The organism is Streptomyces sp. NPDC085927 (assembly GCF_044540975.1).
GTDB classification, from domain to species: Bacteria; Actinomycetota; Actinomycetes; order Streptomycetales; family Streptomycetaceae; genus Streptomyces; species Streptomyces hirsutus.
In genome coordinates this window covers 293,428-313,035 of the sequence record NZ_JBITSN010000008.1, presented here as the reverse complement: position 1 = coordinate 313,035, position 19,608 = coordinate 293,428, and the positions used below count along the sequence as shown (strand labels likewise).

Here is a 19,608-nt window from a genome sequence, read left to right as displayed (position 1 = left end):
CCGCTGTTTTTTGGCCCAACGACGGGCGGGGCCCCCCGGCGCGGCCCGGGCCTGCCCCCGGGCCCCCCCCCGGGGGGGGGGGCCCCGGGGGGACCGCCGGCCCGACGATCAGCGCCTGCGCACCGGATTCAGCACGATCGCCCCGGAGTCGTTCGCCGGGTTGCCTTCGTTCGGCATCGTGTACGCGAAGAACGCCCGGCCGATGGCGTTCTTGATCACTTCGTCGACGCGGAGGCCGAAGGTGAAGGTACGGGAAGCGTCCTCCAGGATCGGTGTGTCGATGAAGCAGAGGTAGTCGCCCTCGGCGCCCTCCCAGCCGGGCCGGCAGTCCTCAGGGACCGCGGTGGCCGTGGTACCCGGGGGAAGATCGACCCAGAAGGAGATCGACTCGCCGCCGGAGCGGAGCGCGGCCAGCCAGGCGGGGCCGTGGTTGGCGAAGCCGATGTCCACCGACACCGTGCTGCCCTTGCGGCCCCGCAGCCGCTCACCGGTCAGGTCGAGGTCGAAGGTGTTCGCCGTCGGGAAGTCCATCTCCGCGTAGCGGGTGTAATCGGCCGGGTCCGCATCCGGCACGCGGACCAGTTCCAGCACCGGCCCGTCGTCACCCGCCTGGTAGTCGCCTTCGGCCAGCAGCTCCCGCGTCTGCTCGGCAGGCACCGCGCTGAAGCTGTAGGACATCACGTCGTAGAGCGCGAAACCGGCCGTCTCGATCGGGAAGGGCGTGCTCAGCCCGTATGCCGCCTCACCGACGAACTCGCTGTCGAAGACGCAGACCACCGTGGACCTTCCGAGCACATCGTCGGAGTCACGCGGCTCGTACCGACAGTTGCTGAAGGTGCTGGGGAAGGACAGCCCCCGGCTGCCGGAGATCCGCAGCACGACGCCGTCGCCGCCCAGCCCGCCGACGTTACGGAAGCCCAACGGCGCCTGGAAGGTGTCACCGGCCTGGAATCCCTCCGGCTCGGTCAGCTGCTTCATCAGCAGCTCTGGGCCGCCCACCAGCACGTCCACCGTGTGCCCGGTGAAGGCCAGCCCTTCGCCCACGGCCGTGATCTCGATGGCGCCGAAGTCGCCCGCGGCACTCTCGTCGGTCGCATCGAGGCGGATGCCGCCGAGGTCGTTGTAGTCCTGGCCCGCGTAGATCTCGTAGTCGCTGCAGGTGGCGACGAGCCCGTCGACGGAGCACCCCTGCCACCCGCCGAGCTGAGAGAAGTCCACCGCGGCGACGCCGGCCAGGGAGCTCGCGTCCACGGTGACCGTGTACTCACCGGTGTGGATCGGCCAGATGATGCCGTCCTCGTCCGGTACCGGCTCGCCGGGCGCCCGGAGCCCCAGCTCGATCTGTGACTCACCCGGCTCGCCGGCCTCCGGGTGCAGCGAGAGGTTCACGCTGTCGGGGCCAGTGATCGAGACCGGCAGCGGCTCCTCCTGGGCATGGGCGGGACCGGCCAGCGCCGTACCGACCAGCGCGGTCAGCACAAACGCGGAAACGGTACGCCGCACAGCGGCGAAAGACCTCATGAAACCCCCGTGGCTCAGACGTCATGCGCACCGGATCGGTGACGCATATCCATGACTCACGAACGTGTCGGAAGGTTGCCCGGAAACACGATGGGCGCACTCCGGCCGAGGGCTCGGGCGGTGCCTGCCGACTCAGGCACTGCGTGGGCCGCGGCGACTCGGCGTCCGGGGCGACGGAAACGGCCCGGCCGTCGGCACCGATCCCGATGACCGGCGCGGGCCCCAGGGCCTCCGCCACCACTCCGCGGCTCACACGTGTTCGCGAGATTTCCCGGTCTCATGTGTGCTGGATCCTTTTTCGCCGGGGTTCGAAGGGCACCGCCGCTGCTCGGACGGCCGTGGCTCGGTTCGGGAGACGGTCATGTCGGGGAGGAGCACGGCGCCGCCGTCCGGGAGCGGACGGCCTCGCCGGTACGGCCGCGCAGGAACCAGTACCAGGACAGGGCACGGGCCGGGCGCAACACCTCGTCCGGCACCACGTTCCGTACGCAATGGCCCAGTGCGACACGGCAGTTCGCCGTTTCCGCGTCGAGCCGGCGCAGCCAGTGGCGCTGCTCCGCGCCCCTCAGCCCTTCCTGGGGCAGGACGGCCAGGGGCCAGGCCCGTGTGGTACCGGGCGTGGGCGAGCCGCACGGCCGGCCCCTCTCCCCCTCGTCGAGCCTTTCGAGGCAGTACGCGGCCACCGACTCAAGCAGGCGGTACCGCGGACCGTGCTCGCTGGGGGTGACGGAGACCAAGGAGCGGCCCAGCAGCCGGGCAGGATGCCGAACAGGCTGGTCGGCATGGCGTAGCCGAGCCCTGCGGCGGTGACAGCGAGGCCAGCGGCCAGGTCGGCGCGGGTGATGATGCGGCCGGCGTCCAGGGCCCGTCCGGCATCAGGTGAACGCGGCTGCCGAAAGCTCTGTCTCCGTCTCCTCCCAGGGGAGGTGGATGCCGAGCTCGTCTTCCAGGAACCGCAGGAACGCGACATCGCCCAGCTCGTCACCGCTGTACACGAAGCCGAGCGCCACCTCGGCCGGGGCCCCGTTCGTAAGGTGCGGCAGGCCGGGCTCGAAGGACGTCACCGCATCGCCGTGGCAGGCATGGTCGACGCGGCTGAAGCCTTTCGCGTTGCGATGCACGCAGAACGCCCGTCCCCGCTCGGACAGCGCCGCGAGGTAGGTACCCGTATGGCAGTGAACTTCCTCCAGCGCATACGCCCAGCCCGCCACCGAGCCCGCTCGGACGATGGTGTCCGGCGGGGCAGGCAGAAAACCGGCACTTGTCAGCCGGGCAACCGCCGCTTCGTCTTCCCAGTCCAGGTGGTCGAGGTCACTGATGTGGTCCTCCTCGTCCCTCAGCAGCAGCTCGTACGCCGCGGAGCGGGAGAGCGGGACAATGTGGCGCTCCTCGGCGCCGACGCGGCGCAGCAGCTCGTACGGCGAGAGGCCCTCGCTGAGTGTGAGCGTGAAGCTGGTGCTGTAGGCATCGGCTATCCAGCGCAGCCCGTTCTGCGTAGGTCCCCGGTTCATCAGGTCGCCCTCCCCCGCACGGTGGCCGCCGCGATGACGGACCTTGTGAGCAGAATCTAACGCTCAGTACCGACCCACTGGCTTGCGGTAGGACGGTTGGAGTCCAGAGGCGATTGGGCCACCGCACAGCCAACCCGTGTTCTGCTTCGATCGGTTCGTCGTCGAAAGTCGTGACCACCAGGATCCGCCTGCACCACTTGGTGGAACACGACGGCTACCCCCGTGGCGCCACCCCGCGCGCCGGCATCGCGCCCGCCCCAGCCTCTCCCCGACCGACGCGCAACCGGCTGAGCGGCGCCCCGAACCCCGACCACGGCCCCTCTACGCCCGTCCCGCCCGTGTTCCGCAGCGGTACTCGAGCGGGTGTCTTTCCCCCGCGTACGCGAGGGCAGTACTAGCGATTGACGGCTCGCATCCCTGCCTCGTCATACCGCTCACCCGCAGCCTCGGGCAGCTCCGCATCGATGCGGGCCAGGTCGTCCTCGGTCAGCGCGATGTCGACCGCGGCGGCGTTCTGCTCCAGGTAGGTGCGGCGCTTGGTGCCCGGGATCGGCACCAGGTCCTCGCCCCGGGCCAGCACCCAGGCGATGGCCAACTGGGCCGGGGTCACGTCCTTCTCGGCGGCGATCTCCTTCACCTTTGCCGCCAGCCGGAGGTTCGCCTCCAGATTGGCGTCCTGGAAGCGCGGGTTCTCGCGGCGCCAGTCGTTCGCATCCAGTTCGTCCGGCGAGGTGAACCGCCCGGCGAGAAAACCGCGGCCGAGTGGCGAGTACGGTACAAAGCCGATGGCCAGCTCCCGGCAGGCGGGCAGCACCTCGGCCTCCACATCCCGTGACCACAGCGAGTACTCGCTCTGCACCGCAGCGATCGGGTGCACGGCGTGGGCGCGCCGGATGGTCTCCGCGCTCGCCTCGCTCAGGCCGATATACCGCACCTTGCCCTCGGCGACCAGCTCGCCCAGCGCGCCGACCGTCTCCTCGATGGGTACGTTCGGGTCGACCCGGTGCTGGTAGTACAAGTCGATGTGGTCGGTCCCCAGACGCTCCAGGGAGCCGTGGACCGAGCTCCGGACGTGCTCGGCCGAGCCGTCCTGCGGGCCGACCGTGCTGATGTCGCCGGGTACGGCGTTGTCCATCCGGTAGTTGAACTTCGTCGCGATCACGTACTTGTCGCGATGCCCTCGGATCGCCTCGCCGACGAGCGACTCGTTGGTGAGCGGCCCATACATCTGTGCGGTGTCGAGGAAGTTCACTCCGAGCTCGAGGGCACGCCGGATGGTCGCGATCCCCTCCTCCTGATCGGCGGTCCCGTAGAAGGCGGACATGCCCATGCACCCCAGGCCGATGGCCGATACCTGGAGGTCCCGCAGACTGCGCTTCTGCATGCCGTGTCCCAACCTTTCCCTGCACACTCGTTCGTCGTTCGGACGGCACGAAGCCCTCCATCCATCTAGCGACAAAATCCACCGCCCGGCATCCCGTGAGAGGCACCGGGCGACACTGGCTTCACAGCGGCGGGTGTGCGGTCGATCGCCGCACTTCCGATCACCTGGACCGGACCGGCCTGCGGGCGTACCCGGGCCGAGAGCAATTCTGCGACGGCAAGCGCGGAGAAACCCGCCAGAACGCCGCCCAGCGCACCCCGTGCAGGGCGCGTCAGGCTGCGGGCGTTCGCGTTTCCTTCTTGTCGTCGGTCAGTCAGCCGGTCACGTGGGAGTTCGGTCCCCGAAGGGCAGCGGATCAACCCACGCGCTGAACCGGTCCGCCCGGAGAGGACGTCGCCAGGCAGTCACCCCCCGCTGCCACCACCGAAAAAGCAGCCCAGGACACGAACCGCTGCCGGAGTACCGAGTGGTGTCCTCCGCGCCGGCTTCTGTCGTACGACTGCCTCAGTTCTGCGCGTCCGCGTCGAGGTGGGCGAGCCCCTGTTCCCAACGCCGGCGGCGCTCGTCCTCGGGTTGCTCCCACCACGGGGTGCCGCGTTCCCCCAACGCGACCTTTGCCCGGTTCACGCGTGCGCGCGCCGCCCGCTCGGCCTTCGGGTCGCCCGCGGTCGTCGCGGAGCGCACCGCTCGACGGGCCGACATGAGGTGACGCCGGAGACGGGCGGCGATCTCTTCAGGAAGGGACGGATCGGTCGCCCGCCACTTCCGTCCCTTGATGACGACGAAGTGTCCGTCGGGGGTCTTCTCCGGTGGCTGGTGTGCTTCCACGCGGACGATTCTGCCCGCTCGGGCCCGCCCCCGCGGCCGGCGCGCGGGACCTCATCTGCCGGTCACAGCGTTGCCGGCCGCGCCCGGGCCGACCAGCGGGCGCGCGCCCTTGGAGGGTGTGGACGTTCAATGCGGGATGGGGAACGCAGTGCACCCTCGATGTCCACTTGGTGCAATCCGACATCGTAATGGGGGGGCTTACTCCACTGGGGACTGGACCCACCGCAGGCACTGCGGTGGGTGCGTGGGCACATGTATGCCTGTTCTCGCCGTGGGCGAGGTCGTCGGCCCGGCCGCCGAAAGGCTTTTGGCTCCCGCCGGTTGGGTACGCCCCTGAGGCCGCCTCCTACCCCAGCCGGCAGCGACTGGGCGAAGCAGTACCTGCAGCCGCTCGCCGACGTGCTCGGCGAGCCGTCCCCTGCACGGCTGGGCGCGGGAGCGGGGCCGGCGCCGCGCGGAGGGACGAGGTGGGCACCGCCGCCGCCGTCAGCCGCGTTCTTGCGCAGCTCGGCGATGTCGCGGGTGGCCGAGGGGTGGCCGCGACGGCGGGCCTCCCGGGCGAGGTACCAGCACAGCTCGGCAGCGGGGGAGCCGTCCGGTTCACCGGCGGCGAGCCGCACGAGCACCACGACCGGGGCGCCGATGTCGCGAGCGGGCACCACGACCGGACATCCGCTCTCCCCGTCAGTCGGCGCGTATCCGGTCAGGCCGACATGGCCTGCTCGCCACCTTCGGCGCCTTCCGCGCAGGCTGCGGCCAGGTCATCGAGTGACAGGTGCAGGGCATGGGCCAAGGCTGCCACGGTGAAGAAGGCCGGGGTCGGGGCCCGGCCGGTCTCGATCTTGCGGAGGGTTTCAGCGGACACCCCGGCGGCTGCTGCCACGTCGACCATGCTGCGGTCACCGCGGGCCCGGCGAAGCAGGATCCCGAAGCGCTCTCCGCGTTGCCGCTCTTGTGGACTCAAAGGAACTCTCACCATGCCCGCGATACTAATACCGGTATAAGTATTGGGCGGCGTCACCTCGCAGGGAGTCACGACACATGGCGGCTTCCCTTCCATGCCTGTGGTCCGAGCCGTGTCGCTCGCCTTGACCGCCTCCGAGCGCCACCGGCTCAAGAGGATGGCCCACGGCCATAAGACCCCACATCAGGCCCGGCAACGCACAACTACCGTGCTGCTGGCTGCCCGTGAGTGCCCATGGGTGCTCCGGTGCCCGGACATCCGCGCAGGCGCCGACTGCACGTGGACACGATGCGCGCCTGGCGGGGCAGGTGCGCCACCGGCGGCCTGCCTGCCCTCGCCGGCCGCAAGCGGTCCGGTCGGCCTGCCTCGTTCACCATCTTGCAGGTCGCCGAGGTCGAGGCGCCGGCTTGCCAGTTACCCGCCGAGACCGGAACCCCGCTGTCTCGCTGGTCGTGTTCGGAGCCGGCCCGGGAGGTGGTCGGCCGGTCCATCGCCGGGTCGGTCTCCCCTTCCACCGTACGGCGCCGGCTCAAGCAGGACGCACTCAAGCCGTGGCAGTACCAGTCCTGGGTCTTCGTGTGCGACCCCGCCTTCCAGCCCAAGGCCGCGCGCGTGCTGGGTCTGTACGCCCGCACCGTCCACGGCGCCCCACCGGGCAAGAACGAGTACGTGATCTCCGCGGACGAGAAAGCTTCCCTCCGGGCGCACTGCCGCTGCGGACCCAGGACCGGCACCGCCCCCTTCATGAACCTGGGCACCCAGGTTCATGACCTCCGAGGGAAGAAGCCCACAGATCGCCCGAATAGGGCATTCCCTAACGCTGCCATGGTCCACTCCCCCGTGCACGCCTCCTGGACGAACCAGATCGAGCTCTTCTTCTCGATCGTCCAACGCAAGGTCGTCCCGCCCAATGACTTCCTCGCCCAATGACTTCCCGGACCTCGGCGAGGTCCGGGACCACTAAGTCGTGTTCAGGTCGGTGTGCAGCAGGTGGTGGTCCGAGTACGGGGTCGGATGCACACGGTGCTCGAGCGGGACGATGCCTCGCAGGAAGATGTAGTCGAACTTGCTGTGCCAGTCGGTGGTCGGCTTGCAGTGGCCGGTGGACGAGGGATGACACTGGGGGTCCGTGTCCGCGGCCAGGGCCCATATCCCGCTGAGTTCGGGGGTGTTCGGCACGGCGTTGAAGTCGCCGAGAACGACCGCGCGGTCGTGCCGGGCGACGTCTGCGGCGAGTACGCCGGTCTGGTCTGCTCGGACCGCCTCTTGACGTCGTTGGGCAAGGTGCGTGTTGAAGACCCGGACGGGCCGGCCGCCCACGGTGGTGGTGACTGCCATGTACCCACGGTCTTCGGATCCGCCGTCGGGGTATTCCACGTTGACGAGGTCTGCCATCGGTGCCGCCGAGAGAACCGCCTGGCCGAAGGCCCCCGGACTCCACGGCATTCCGCCACAACGGCCCCAATTCCGAAGAACCATCCCGTACTCGACGTGGTACACCAGCCCGTGAAGGTTCTCCAGATAGTCCCGGATCCTCTCGACGTCGCGCACGCACGCTTCTTGCAGGCCGACGACCTGGGGCGCGTACGTGGCGATCTCTGCTGCCCGGTCAACGTTGCTTTCCTCGCAGGGGTTGCAGATGTTCCACGTCATGACCCGGTTCGGTACGACGTCCCTGGCGGCTTCGACGGGCAGTGACCTGGCGAAGGGGGCACCGCTCGGTGCACTGGGGCCGATGAGCACCATGCAGGTCACGATCAAGGCGCCCGCAAGCAAATGCGTGCCCCTACCGAGCACCATCGCCTCCTCACATTGGATGCCCATGGCATCTGACGTCTCCAGGCACGAGGTTATGGGACGGGGTCGTCAGCAGCACATGCGGTCCGCACTGGACGACGCGGACCGTGCGCATCCCGCGCCCACGAGCCTCGTGTACGGACTCGACGCGGACACCGGCCGGGCCCAGTGGCTCAGCGACACGGCACAGGGGCGACGGACTGGTCACGGTCGTACGCGGGCGGGGGACGTCGGGACGTCGGGACGTCCGCACGTCGAGCGGACCTTCCCCCTCCTGGTCGGAGAGGAGGGATGGCACACCGCCTCTGCCCCCGGAGAGACAGTCCCCGCCCCGGCCCTGCGCGTCCTCGGGGTCCGCAAGGTCGACGGCGCCAGGGAGATCCTGCTGCGGGTGGCCCGGTGCCGGATGGAACCTCAACGCCGCGCGTGGCGGATCTTCAGCCGTCCGAACCCCATGGTCCCGGAGATCCGGATCCTCGGCCCGCCGGGGCGGGAGCGCCGCCGGGGCTTGTAGAGCGTGTCTTTCCACCCCGTGTGCAGATCCTCGGCGTCGACGATCGCGTCGCGAGGCACCGTGATCTTTGCCCTGCCGGTGCCGAGTTGCAACTCGATGTCGATGACCGGATGCTCGATGACCGCCCGGGACAGGTCCAGGTGCACCCTTCCGTATGCGGACGTGACCTTGAGGATCCGAGGTACCCGCCATGCGCCGCGCCGCCGGATCCGTCCGCCGGCGGCGGCGATCGTGGACGTGGTGCCCGCATTCTCCTCCGGGAGCGAGGCCAGGGGCGACACGAGTTCGCTGCGTGTCTCGGCGGTGAGCACCTGGTGGAGGCGTTCGTCCAGCTCCTCGTGCGGGATGTGCCCTTCGGCGTATGCCTCCTGCAGGCGCTGCACGGCCGTGTCGCGGTCGTCTTCGCTGATCGGCGACGGCGGGTCTTCCGGCGGAGAGGTCACCGTCTCACTCTAGTGCCGTGCCGACGATGCGAACACGTCAAGGTCCGTAGAGAGCAAGGCAATTGACGGGGAGACCGATCACTCGTCTTCATGGCCTCGATTGCCCGTCCCGGCGAACCCATGCGGTCGAAGCACCAGGTGCCCGCAGTTGGACATGGTCCCGGTTGAACCGGGCGTACTTCTCGGGCAGCTCGCGACCGTAGTGGAGGGCTCGGACGGTAACACCGGCTCCGCGGTGGCACGGTCGGCGAACGCCGGGACCTGCCTGGTCAGGCAGGCTTGGATCGCACCGTGCGCGGGCCGCGGTCAGGTCGTGCCTGCGGCCGGGCGGTGTCCGTGAGAACCACAGCGATGTCCCGTCCGGCGCGGCCACGACCTGCACCTTCGTTCCATGACGGCGGTGAGCTGCTAACCCGTCACCAGCTTGCGTACGTTCTCCACGCTGCCGCAGTCGGTCTCCAGGTACCTTGCGCGTGCTTCACGGAACGCCGTCCCGAGCTGAGCACGGCGATCGTCGGCGACGTTTTCGCGGGCGTCGTTGAGCAGGGTCCGCTCTTCCTCGTCCGCGTGGTGATTGACCGCCGTGACAAGCTCTTCGAGCTTGTCGTCCCAGTCCTGCGAAGCGGTGTCTTCCACTTCCAGCAGAGCAAGCAGTGCCTCGTTCGCCTCCTCGTGTTCGTGCACGCTGTGGTCGACATCGTCGCCGTCCACGTTCTTGTAGCGCCGTAGGGCAGGGTAGACCTCGTCCTCCTCGGCCGAGGCGTGCGCGATGAGCAGGTGCGCGAACTCCGCGAGAGCGGCGGCGCGGTCGGCCTCGGCGTTGCGCATGGTGCGGAAGAGGTCTTCCATGCGGCGGTGGTCCTGCAGGATGAGTTCGACGACGTCATCGGACGGCACAGTGGCTCCTCACCTGTGAGCGTTGATGTTCCGGTCTCGCGACTACCCCCGTTTTCGCTGGTGAGACATTTCCTGTTCCGTCTGCCGCTCGTGGCTGGACTCAGGTCTCAGGCGTGTCGAGGCCGTGGATGGTGGTCAGGTCGGCAAGCCCTGAAATGCTCAGGACCGGAGCCAGCAGCGGGGTGACGATGAGTTCGATGCGGTCGGTGTGGGTGAACAGCACGCTCAGGCCGGCGCTGTCGAGGTACTCGACGGCCGTGAGGTCGATGACGAGAGGGCCGTCGGTCGTCTCGATGGCCGTGGCCAGGGTCTCGGTGTTGCTCATGTCGATTTCGCCGACGACCGTCAGCAGCGTTGCGCCATCGGGACGCCGACTGGAGGTGAGAGTGAGCGGGGTGGTCATCAGGCGATCCTCGTATGCATGTCGACAGTGGTCCCGGCAGCGCCGGAAGTGATGGTGACCTGTTGCATCAGAGCGCGCATCAGGGCCACGCCTCGCCCACGGTGGGTGTTGAGGTCGGGCCGGGGTGTCTTCCACCGGCCGGTGTCGGCGACGGTCAGGCGAAGATCGTCGACAAGGGCTTCGGCACGTAGGCGGATCGTGTCTCCGGGAGCGTCGCGGTGCCCGTGCTCAATGGCATTGGCGCAGGCTTCTCCCGCCGCCACCAGGATGTTCTGGACGGTATGAGGCGGAAGCTCACACTGGTCGAGCCAGCTGCGCAGGGCCTTGCGGACCGGCGCAAGCTGTGACGACTCCGCCGGGAAAGCCACGTCCAGCGGCGCCGGGTGCCGGTAAAGCAGAAGAGCCACGTCGTCGTCGTAGCCGTCGGTGGGCGCAAGCTGTGTCATGACCAGGGTGGCGAGGTCGTCGATGGCTGCGTTACGGCCCTCCTGGATCGCCTCGCTGGCCTGGACGATGCCGGCGGTCAGCGGGCGGCGCCGACGTTCCACGAGGCCGTCGGTGTACAGCAGGAGGGTGGCGCGTGCGGGCACGGTGCAGGTGCCTTCGGGGCGGTGCTTGCCCGGGCGTACGGCCAGGGGAATGGACCGTCCTTCGTCCAGGAGCAGGGTGGTGCCGTCGGGGTGGGTGAGGATGCCGGGCGGGTGTCCGGCGCTGGAGTAGGTGAGGTGGCCGCTGTCGGGGTCGAGGACCCCGCAGAAGACGGTGGTGCACATCGCGCCGGGGACGCCTGCGGCGAAGCGGTCCAGGGCCATGAGGGTCTGAGCGGGGCTGGCGTCCTGAAGAAGCAGGGCGCGGCAGGCGCTGCGCAGTTGGCCCATGACGGTGGCGGCTTCGAGACCGCGTCCGACGCAGTCGCCGACGACGATGCCGATGCGCCCGTCCTGGAGCCGGACGGTGTCGTACCAGTCGCCCCCGACTTCCAGGGGCTGGGTGGCGGGCTCGTAGCGGACGGCGAAACCGTCGGGCAGGTTGGACGGGCCGAGGATGGCTCGTTGCAGGGCGATGGCCGTCTCGCGCTGCTGGTCGATCTGATGGGCGCGGGCCAGCCCTTGGGCGAGCTGGCCGGCCAGCAGGGACAGCAGCAGTTGGTCCTCGTCGGTGAAGGGACGATGGCTTCCGAAGTCGATCCACACCACCATGGCCCCTTCGGGGTGGTTGACGGCGATGGCCGCACCCGTGTCGTCGTCAACCGGAGTGAGCGGGGGCTGGTCGAGCCAGGCGGTGAGCTTGTCCCGGCGGTCGGCGGGCAGGTCCTGCCAGCGCAGACCGGCATCGGTCGCGGTCACGGACGCTTCCCGACCGGCTGCGGCGACGACCGCCAGTACGCGTTGGGCGCGCCACAGGTGCTTCAGCTCGGCCAGGACTCCTTCCAGCGCTTCCGGCAGGCTGCTCGCCTGGGTGAGCCGCATGCTCAGGGCGGCCTGGGCGCTCTTGCGCTGGATCGCGTAGTGCTCGGCGGTGACGTCGCGGAAGGTGCCGACGGTGACCTGGCGTCCGGTGTCGGGGTCGTGGGCCTGGTTGAAGGTGGCGGTCACCCACAACCGGTGCCCGTCGCGATGGCTGACCGGGATGGTGTAGGAGCCCTTGGAATGGCCCAGCAGTTGAGCGAAAGCGTCAGAGACCTGGTGGTGCGCTTCGGGGTCGGTGTCGGCGTCCGGCCACCAGGGGTGTATCGGCAAGTAGGGCAGGCCCTCGGGACCGTAGCCGAGAGTGTCGGTGAAGGCCGTGTTGATCTCGATGACGGCACCGTTCTCGTCGCAGACGAAGAAAGCCTCCTGGAGGGAGTCGATCAGCGCGGTGCGCCAGCGTGCCTGGTGACTGCGCAGCCGCGCCAGTTCGACGTTGGCCCGCACCCGTGCGAGGAGTTCGGCCGCGGCGAACGGCTTGACGAGATAGTCGTCGGCGCCCGCCTGGAGCCCCTCGATGGACGCCTCCTGCCCGGCTCTGGCGGACAGCAGCAGCACCGGCACGGAGGAGGTCCGCGGGTCGGTGCGCAGCGTCGTCACCAGTGTGAGGCCGTCGAGGCCGGGCATCATGACGTCGCTGATCACCAGATCGGGAGCGTCCGCTCGGACGGCCTGCAGGGCCGCCAGGCCGTCGTTGACGGTGTCGACCCGGTATCCGCCGCCGTGCAGGAGGCGGGTGAGGTACTCGCGCATGTCGGCGTTGTCGTCGGCGACCAGAACCCGCGCCGGCACGACCGGGCTGGGGGTGTGTCCCGACGCTCCGGCGTCAGCCACTGCCGCGGCTGTCCGCTCGTCGGCGCCGACCGCCTCGTCCGGCAGCCAGCGCAGCGCTTCCAGCAGATAGGGGTCGGCGGCAGACGCCACACGGCTGCCCTTGGCCGGCACGAGAGCATCGAAGGGGAGGTGAGCCGCGCCGAACGGCACGCGGATGGTGAAGCAGGTGCCCTCGCCTTCGGCGCTGTCGGCGGTGATCGTGCCGCCGTGCAGGGTGACCAGTTCCTTGACCAGGGCCAGCCCGATGCCGCTGCCCTCGGTGGAGCGGGAGCGGGCGGTCTCGATCCGGTGGAATCGCTCGAACAGCCGCGGCATCTCCTCCGCGGGCACGCCGATGCCTGTGTCGGCGACCTCGACGACCGCGTGGGTGCCCTCACTGTGGACGGTGACGCGGATCGAGCCGCTGAAGGTGAACTTCAGTGCGTTGCTGAGCAGGTTGAGGATCACCTTTTCCCACATGCCGCGGTCGATGTACACCTCTCCCGCCTGCGGAGAGCATGCGATGTCGAATTCCAGACCGGCCTTGTCGATGGCGGATCGGAACACGCTGGCCAGCTCCGCTGTGACCTCGGCCAAGTCGACCGGTTCGTAGCGCGCCTGCATCCGGCCGGCCTCGATACGGGAGAAGTCCAGCAGCGAGTTGACGAGCTTGCCCAACCGCAGCGCGTTGCGGTGGATCACGTCCAGTTCCTCCCGCACCGGCGCGTCGGCGTCTGCCAGGCGGGCGCGCAGTTCCTCCACCGGCCCCGTGATCAGGGTGAGCGGGGTGCGGAACTCGTGGCTGATGTTGGAGAAGAAGGTGGTCTTGGCCCGGTCCAGCTCGGCCAGGTCCTCCGCCCGCCGCTGCTGCTCCTCATAGCTGCGGGCACTGGCGATCCCGGCCGAGAGGTGACCGGCGACCAGCTCGATGAATCCGCGGTAGCCCTCCTCCAGCGCGCGGTACTGGTTCAGTCCGGTCACCAGAAATCCGTACGGTGCGCTGCCCGACCGCTGCAACGGCACCACCAGCGCCTGCACGGGCGGCTCGGACCAGTCTCCTGTCGGCAGGCCGACGAACGGGGCGCCGTCGAGCGACACGAGTACGGACTCACCACGAGCCGGCTCTTCCACCGGCCAGACGCCGCCGGAACCGGAAACGGGCAAGGTGGCGGGGGCGATCGCGTGTCCGCCGGGTATCCCGGTCCTGCCCGCGAGCTTCGCGGAGCCGTCGGGCTGGAACAGGTAGGTCAGCGTGAACGGAAGATCCTGCAGGTTGCGGCCCAGTTGCTGGTCCACGAAGGTCAGCATTTCCTGTTCGGTGCGGACCACGCTCGGATCGGATCCCAGGTCGCGCAGCGTCGCCATCCGCCGCTCGCCGATGACCCGCTCGGTCTCCTCGCTGACCACGCACAGCATGCCGACCACCGCGCCGTCGTCGTCGCGCAGCGGACTGTACGAGAAGGTGTGGTAGCTCTCCTCCGTGTAACCGGACCGCTCCAGGAACAGGAGCAGACCTTCGTCCCAGGTCGCCCGCCCCGTGGTCATCACGGTGTCGATCCGGGGGCCGATGTCGTCCCAGATCTCCGCCCACACCTCACTCGCCGGCCGGCCCAGCGCCCAGGGGTACTTGTGACCCAGCGTGGCCCGTCGGTAGGCCGCGTTGCAGAAGAACGTCAGCTCCGGACCCCATGCCATCCACATGGAGAACCGCGACGACAGCAAGATGCTGACCGCCGTCTGCAGACTCTGCGGCCACTGGGCCGGATCGCCCAGCGGGGTCGACGCCCAGTCCACCTCGGCGAGGTCGCGGCCGACCTCCGCCTCGGCGGCGAACACGCCGGAACCGGCCGTCACCGCCGGCTCGTGTTCAGCGTCTTGCGAACGCGCCACTGGACACCCTTCCCCTCACGCCCTCACCACACCGCCGCACCGGTTGTCGCACCTCACGACGGACAGCACGCGCGTCACCTCGAAATACAGCACGTACGGATACAGTCGAACGACCTTGTTCCACGAGGTCGTGGCTGCCGCACTTGCCCGCGGGCACCGACAGCTTCGTAGGATAAGCCAGGCTGCCCCAGGCGCTTCGCCGCAGGTAGTATCACAACGGACGCACAGCAGGGAGCAGTAAGGGTGGCAGCAAGTCCTTTGCAGGTCCCCCTGCCACGGGCGTCCGACGAGGGAAGGCGCCTCGACGCGGTCCGGCGCTACCAGATCCTGGACACGCCGCCGGACGGCGCGTTCGACAGGATCGCCGGCCTGGCTGCCCGGATATTCGACGCACCCATGGCCACGGTGGCGATCGTGGACACCGACCGGGTGTGGTTCAAGGCCGCCCACGGGCTGACAGGCGTCACGCAGATACGCCGCGATCCGGGCCTGTGTTCCTCCGCCATCCTCCACGGCGAACCTTATGTGGTCGCCGATGCCGCGACCGATGCCCGCGCGCTCGCCAACCCCCTCGTCCGGGGCGACATCGGTGTCCGCTTCTACGCCGCCGCGCCCATCACCACGGCCGACGGGCAGCGTCTGGGCACGGTCGACGTCCTCGACACCCGGCCGCGCAAACCGACCGATGTCCAACTCGACGCCCTGCAGGACCTGGCCGCGCTGGTCATGGACGAGCTCGAACTGCGCCTGTCGGCCATCCGCACCGTCGCCGCCGAACGCGACCGGCGTACTGAAGCCGAGCGCCTCGCCCGGACTCTGCAGCGCACCCTGCTGCCCCCGGCCCTGCCGACGGTCCCCGGCCTGCAGGCGGCAGCCGCCTACCACACGGCCTCCCCGCACGAGGTCGGCGGTGACTTCTACGACCTGTTCCCCCTCGACGACGGCCGCTGGGCCTTCTTCCTCGGGGACGTGTGCGGCAAGGGCGCCGAGGCCGCCGCGCTGACCTCTCTGACCCGCTACACCCTGCGCGCCGCCGCCATCTACGACCCTGACCCGTGCGCCGCGCTGTCCAACCTCGACAGCGTCCTCAAGGGCGAGTACCAAGGCAGCGACCCCCGCTACTGCACGGCGGTCTTCGGCGTGCTGCAGCCCCTCGCCGACGGTTCCTTCACCGTCACTCTCGCCGGCGGCGGGCACCCCTCGGCCCTCGCAGTACGCGTCGGCGGAAGGGTGGAGCCGATCTCCACCGCCGGCGGCCAACTCGTGGGCATGCTGCCCCACCCCCAGTTCGTGCAGACCACCACGCGGTTGTCGCCGGGTGAGAGCCTCCTGCTCTACACGGACGGTCTCACCGAGGCACGCACCCCGGATGGCACCATGCTCGACGAGGACGGACTCACCCAGCACCTGCTCTCCACGTACGCCCACGCCGAGGACCGCTCCGCCGACGGACTACTGGCCTCCGTCGAAGCGCTCCTGCACCGCTTGGGCGACGGCGTCACCGACGACACCGCGCTGCTCGCCCTGTCCGTACCCATACAGCCCGAACCCCGCACTCAGGAGAAACGGTGACCGAGCCCGAACACCTGCTGACCGTCACCCCGCGACACACCCCCGCCGGTCCCTTCGTACTGGAGGTGACGGGTGAGTTGGACCACCACAGCGCCCCGCTCCTCACCCAGGCCGTCAAAGAAGCCCCCTTCGGCAGTCATGGCGTGATCATCGACCTGTCCGGACTGACCTACTGCGACTCCACTGGAATCACGGTGCTCCTCACCGCCTACCAGCGGTCACAGGCAGCCGGCTCACCGCTCAGCTTCGCCGGCGTCAACCCGGACCAGATGCGCGTCTTCCAGGTGGTCGGACTCGACCAGGTCTTCACCTTCCACGCCACCGCCCAGGAGGCCGTCTCCGCCCTGCAGCGTTGACCCCCGTGCCCCGCTGCCCACACGCTCGGTCTCCGGCCGCCCGCCGAGCGCCGTATCGCGGTGCCCCGGCAGTGGATACAGTGTCCGGTGCACGGTTGTCCGGTCCTGTGGGTAACACGGCACGAGGTGCTCTGAGCAGGCCGGGTCAACAGGGGAGGGTTGGAGGCCGGGGTGATCACGTACGAGGGTACGGACCGCCGGGTCCAGGACATCGACCATGGTGATCACTTGTGTCTGGCGTTCACCGACGATGCCGAGCAACGCCGAGTGGTGACGGCGTATCTGACGTCCGGCCTGCACCGCGGTGAACGGGTCATGCACTTCGCCGACCGGCTCACTCCCCAAGAGGTCCTCGCCTGGCTGACCGTCTCCGGCACCGACCCCCGCCCGGCTCTGGAAAAGGGCCAGCTCGTGGTGACCACGGCGGACGACAGCTATCTGGCGGCAGGCCCGTTCGACGCCGACGGCATGGTGGCTGCCCTGCAGCAGGAAGTCAGGAAGTCCCTGGCGGCCGGTTATACCGGGTTCCGGGTAAGCGGCGAGATGGGCTGGGCACTTCGCCAGGTGTCCGGGGCCGATCGGCTCGCTGATTACGAGACCAAGGTCAGCCAGGTGTTCGCCGGTCAGCGGGCCTCCGCCGTCTGCCAGTACGACGCCCGCCGCTTCACCCCCGACCAGTTGGACCACCTGCACGGCTGCCATCCGGGGGCGGTCGAGCCCGAGCCGCTCTATCACGACAGCACGCTGCGGATCGTGCCCTCCTTCCGGGGAGGACGCTGCAGCCTGCGCGTGGTGGGCAGCGTGGACCACCGCACCACGGGCGCCCTCGCCGATGCCCTGGAGACAGCGCTGGCCTGGCCGGGCGACATCCAGGTGGACATGCAGGCGCTGGAGTTCATCGATCTGAGCGGTGTACGGGTGTTGGCCCGTGCCGCCGCGCGGCTGGAGGGCGACCGACGACTGCACGTCGTAGAGCTCGCGCCCCTGCTCTGCCAAGTGATCGGCATGGTCGGCTTCGACGAGACCCCCGCCCTGGTCGTCACCGCCCAGGAGGTCCTCGCGTGACCGACCGTCTCACCGCACCATCCCGGCCGCGCCGAGGCAGCGGCCTGACCCACCAGGGGCTCATCTACAGCAGCAGCCAGGAATTCCTGGCCACCACGGTGCCCTTCTGTCTCGAAGGACTCGAGCAGCGGGACGCCGTGCTGGCGGTGACCGCTCCCACCAACATCGACCTGCTGCGACACGCACTCGGCGACGCGTCCGGGCAGGTCGAGTTCATCGACGCCGACGAGTGGTACCGGGCGCCCGGACGCACCCTCGGCGCCTACTACCGGTACGTCGGCCGGCATACCGGCACGGGGCGGCACCAGCGGGTACGCGTCATCGGCGAGCCGGTCTGGCACGGCAGGGACACGCTGGAGACGACTGAGTGGACCCGCTACGAATCCGCGATCAACATCTCCTTCGCCCACTGCCCGGCCTGGATCATCTGCCCGTACGACACCCGGGCCCTGCCCGAGAGCATCGTGGCCGACGCCCGGCGTACTCACCCGCACCTGGCCGTGGCGGCATCCGCCCGCCCCAGCGACCGCTACGCGGACCCCGCCACCGACAACGCCTGGCACCGGCCGCTCGCACCCGTGGACGGAGAAGGAGAGAAAACCTTCATGCGCTTCGGAGCCGATCTTTCAGCAGTGCGTTCCACCGTCGCTGAAGCAGCTGCCGAGATGGGTCTGTCCGCCGACGGTACCCAGCGTCTCGTGTTCGCGGTCAACGAGGTCGCCACCAACGCCGTCCAGCACGGCGGAGGCACGGGGCACATAGCGGTCCGCCGCGCGGGCCGGCGCATCGTGTGCGACGTCACCAGCACCGGCCGCAACAAGACGGACTGGTACCTGGGCTACCTCCCGCCCGACCCGCAGCAGCAACGCGGGCACGGCATGTGGGTGGTGCGTCAGCTGTGCGACCTGCTCGAAGTCCACACCGGCCAGGACAGTACGACGGTACGCCTCCACGTCAGCCTCGCCTGAACGGAGAACACCGACGCCCCGCCCCGTACCACCTGCCGTGGCATCGGCCGCTCACCGGGCCGAACCACCTGGCACCCCGCGCGGACCGACCCGTCCAGCGGGATACGCGAGGCAATACGCTTGCCGGTCGGTACTCGCTGGACCTCGACGTCCCGGCTCAGCGTCGCGACGGTCTCCAGACCGTGCCTGCCGGCCCGGTGCGGGTCGGCCGGCCGGTGCCTCGGCGGCGTCGTTTCACCGTCCCGAACGGTGACGGGCCTTCTACGAACCACGACCAGCGCCGATCGTCACGTGCCGGGCGCCAGACGCGACCGCGATACTGCTCCGAGCCGCCGACGACTGTGCCGCCGAGACCACGGCCCCACCGACGGGCTGTGCGTGCGGGTGAAAGCGTCACGGGGTCCAGCGGTACCGTGCCCGTTGCATGTCCACGCGCGTACCGCACATGGGCGTTGCCTCGCCGCTGAGCAGTTCCGGTGCCCGCCCGTCATGGCAGGTGGAGGGTGTTCCGTCCGCGTGAACGACACGCCACCACGGCACATTCTCGTCGAGCAGGCTCATGGCGCGTCCCACCTGCCGCGGGCCGACGCCGATCCTCCCGCCGATGTCTCCGTAGGAGGCGACAGAGCCGGCCGGGACGGCAAGGACCGCTTCCCGGACGTCGTCGATGAAACTCATGGAAGCCTCAGGCGGTCGGTGGGTAGGTCAGGCGCCCGTTGCGGACCCGCGCATGCTCGTTCAGGACGGCAGGTCGCGATGTCGTGCCCGACATGATGTGCACCACCTCCGCACCGGCGACGATCAGCGCGTCGGAGACCAGCCTGCGGTGGCACCGCCACGGCACGGCCTCGCTGCACATGATGGCCGGCCGTCCGTCTTCAGCCAGCTCGAGCAATTCTTTCAAGCCTTCTGCGAATTCGTCACCGGCCATGTAGTCGGCGTAGTCACGGAAAGCTTTCACCCGCCATGCACCGTTCTCGCTCGGGACGCCCTTGGGTGTGTGCCGTCGGCCGCCCAGCTCGGCGATCCAGCGGTATCCGATGTCGGACGGCAGAGCGTCAATGATCGCCGCCTGATTCCACTGCGGGTACTTCCTCGACGACGGGTACGAGCGAACATCGACCAAGCAGGTGATGTCATTGTTGCGCAGCAGTTTCAGCACTGCGTCGAAGTCGCGTGTCGAGTGTCCGACCGTATGGATGCGGTGCGTCATCTC

General features: G+C 69.3%; 18 protein-coding genes and 1 pseudogene. 5 read left to right on the top strand and 14 right to left on the bottom strand.

Annotated elements, in window-relative coordinates; all coding sequences use genetic code 11:
- Positions 1-108 precede the first annotated feature (108 nt).
- From ACIF80_RS22845 to ACIF80_RS22820, 6 genes are all read right to left on the bottom strand, one after another.
- Entirely contained in the window at positions 109-1,479 is a 1,371-nt protein-coding gene (locus tag ACIF80_RS22845) for a hypothetical protein (protein WP_399807480.1), read from the bottom strand.
- Between the two features lie 401 nt (positions 1,480-1,880).
- Positions 1,881-2,258 carry a hypothetical protein gene (locus tag ACIF80_RS22840; RefSeq protein WP_399807477.1) on the bottom strand — a complete coding sequence of 126 codons (378 nt, stop codon included), beginning with the start codon at positions 2,256-2,258 and terminating at the stop codon, positions 1,881-1,883.
- A 138-nt stretch (positions 2,259-2,396) separates the two neighbouring features.
- The gene (locus ACIF80_RS22835; protein ID WP_399807474.1) at positions 2,397-3,032 is read right to left on the bottom strand and encodes a DUF6461 domain-containing protein; all 636 of its coding nucleotides are present in this window, start codon (positions 3,030-3,032) and stop codon (positions 2,397-2,399) included.
- A gap of 394 nt (positions 3,033-3,426) precedes the next feature.
- Positions 3,427-4,416, bottom strand: a complete 990-nt coding sequence (locus ACIF80_RS22830) for an aldo/keto reductase (RefSeq protein ID WP_399807471.1) — start codon at positions 4,414-4,416, stop codon at positions 3,427-3,429.
- A 504-nt stretch (positions 4,417-4,920) separates the two neighbouring features.
- A complete protein-coding gene (locus tag ACIF80_RS22825) occupies positions 4,921-5,244 on the bottom strand; it encodes a hypothetical protein (RefSeq protein WP_399807468.1) in 324 nt (107 codons plus the stop codon).
- 703 nt (positions 5,245-5,947) lie between these two features.
- Positions 5,948-6,223: a helix-turn-helix domain-containing protein gene (locus ACIF80_RS22820; protein ID WP_060896908.1), complete on the bottom strand. Its 276-nt coding sequence runs from the start codon at positions 6,221-6,223 to the stop codon at positions 5,948-5,950.
- 219 nt (positions 6,224-6,442) lie between these two features.
- On the opposite strand from ACIF80_RS22820, the gene ACIF80_RS22815 reads away from it, so the two are divergent.
- Positions 6,443-7,138, top strand: coding sequence for a helix-turn-helix domain-containing protein (locus tag ACIF80_RS22815; RefSeq protein ID WP_399807465.1), 696 nt, complete (start codon positions 6,443-6,445; stop codon positions 7,136-7,138).
- A 30-nt stretch (positions 7,139-7,168) separates the two neighbouring features.
- Here the strand turns inward: ACIF80_RS22815 and ACIF80_RS22810 are convergent, their stop codons facing one another.
- From ACIF80_RS22810 to ACIF80_RS22785, 6 genes and pseudogenes are all read right to left on the bottom strand, one after another.
- Positions 7,169-8,008: an endonuclease/exonuclease/phosphatase family protein gene (locus ACIF80_RS22810; RefSeq protein ID WP_399807462.1), complete on the bottom strand. Its 840-nt coding sequence runs from the start codon at positions 8,006-8,008 to the stop codon at positions 7,169-7,171.
- A gap of 411 nt (positions 8,009-8,419) precedes the next feature.
- A complete protein-coding gene (locus tag ACIF80_RS22805) occupies positions 8,420-8,962 on the bottom strand; it encodes a DUF1707 domain-containing protein (protein WP_399807459.1) in 543 nt (180 codons plus the stop codon).
- 136 nt (positions 8,963-9,098) lie between these two features.
- Positions 9,099-9,365 (bottom strand): annotated as a pseudogene (locus ACIF80_RS22800) (transposase family protein); the annotation flags it as partial.
- 5 nt (positions 9,366-9,370) lie between these two features.
- Positions 9,371-9,859: a hemerythrin domain-containing protein gene (locus tag ACIF80_RS22795; RefSeq protein WP_399807456.1), complete on the bottom strand. Its 489-nt coding sequence runs from the start codon at positions 9,857-9,859 to the stop codon at positions 9,371-9,373.
- Positions 9,860-9,959: 100 nt separating this feature from the next.
- Positions 9,960-10,262, bottom strand: coding sequence for an STAS domain-containing protein (locus ACIF80_RS22790; protein ID WP_399807453.1), 303 nt, complete (start codon positions 10,260-10,262; stop codon positions 9,960-9,962).
- Positions 10,262-14,431: a SpoIIE family protein phosphatase gene (locus ACIF80_RS22785; protein WP_399807450.1), complete on the bottom strand. Its 4,170-nt coding sequence runs from the start codon at positions 14,429-14,431 to the stop codon at positions 10,262-10,264. The genes ACIF80_RS22790 and ACIF80_RS22785 overlap by 1 nt, the downstream gene beginning before the upstream one ends.
- Positions 14,432-14,674: 243 nt before the next feature.
- On the opposite strand from ACIF80_RS22785, the gene ACIF80_RS22780 reads away from it, so the two are divergent.
- The 4 genes from ACIF80_RS22780 (at position 14,675) to ACIF80_RS22765 (ending at position 18,392) form a co-directional block, all read left to right on the top strand.
- Entirely contained in the window at positions 14,675-16,003 is a 1,329-nt protein-coding gene (locus tag ACIF80_RS22780) for a PP2C family protein-serine/threonine phosphatase (RefSeq protein ID WP_399807447.1), read from the top strand.
- The gene (locus ACIF80_RS22775) at positions 16,000-16,359 is read left to right on the top strand and encodes an STAS domain-containing protein (protein WP_399807445.1); all 360 of its coding nucleotides are present in this window, start codon (positions 16,000-16,002) and stop codon (positions 16,357-16,359) included. The genes ACIF80_RS22780 and ACIF80_RS22775 overlap by 4 nt, the downstream gene beginning before the upstream one ends.
- 171 nt (positions 16,360-16,530) lie before the next feature.
- A complete protein-coding gene (locus ACIF80_RS22770; protein WP_399807442.1) occupies positions 16,531-17,424 on the top strand; it encodes an MEDS domain-containing protein in 894 nt (297 codons plus the stop codon).
- Positions 17,421-18,392 carry an anti-sigma factor RsbA family regulatory protein gene (locus tag ACIF80_RS22765; RefSeq protein ID WP_399807439.1) on the top strand — a complete coding sequence of 324 codons (972 nt, stop codon included), beginning with the start codon at positions 17,421-17,423 and terminating at the stop codon, positions 18,390-18,392. Before ACIF80_RS22770 ends, ACIF80_RS22765 begins: the two co-directional genes overlap by 4 nt.
- A 393-nt stretch (positions 18,393-18,785) precedes the next feature.
- Here the strand turns inward: ACIF80_RS22765 and ACIF80_RS22760 are convergent, their stop codons facing one another.
- Together ACIF80_RS22760 and ACIF80_RS22755 are read right to left on the bottom strand one after the other, a co-directional pair.
- Positions 18,786-19,070, bottom strand: coding sequence for an MGMT family protein (locus ACIF80_RS22760; protein ID WP_399807436.1), 285 nt, complete (start codon positions 19,068-19,070; stop codon positions 18,786-18,788).
- Positions 19,071-19,077: 7 nt separating this feature from the next.
- Entirely contained in the window at positions 19,078-19,605 is a 528-nt protein-coding gene (locus tag ACIF80_RS22755) for a DUF488 family protein (RefSeq protein ID WP_399807433.1), read from the bottom strand.
- Positions 19,606-19,608: the final 3 nt, after the last annotated feature.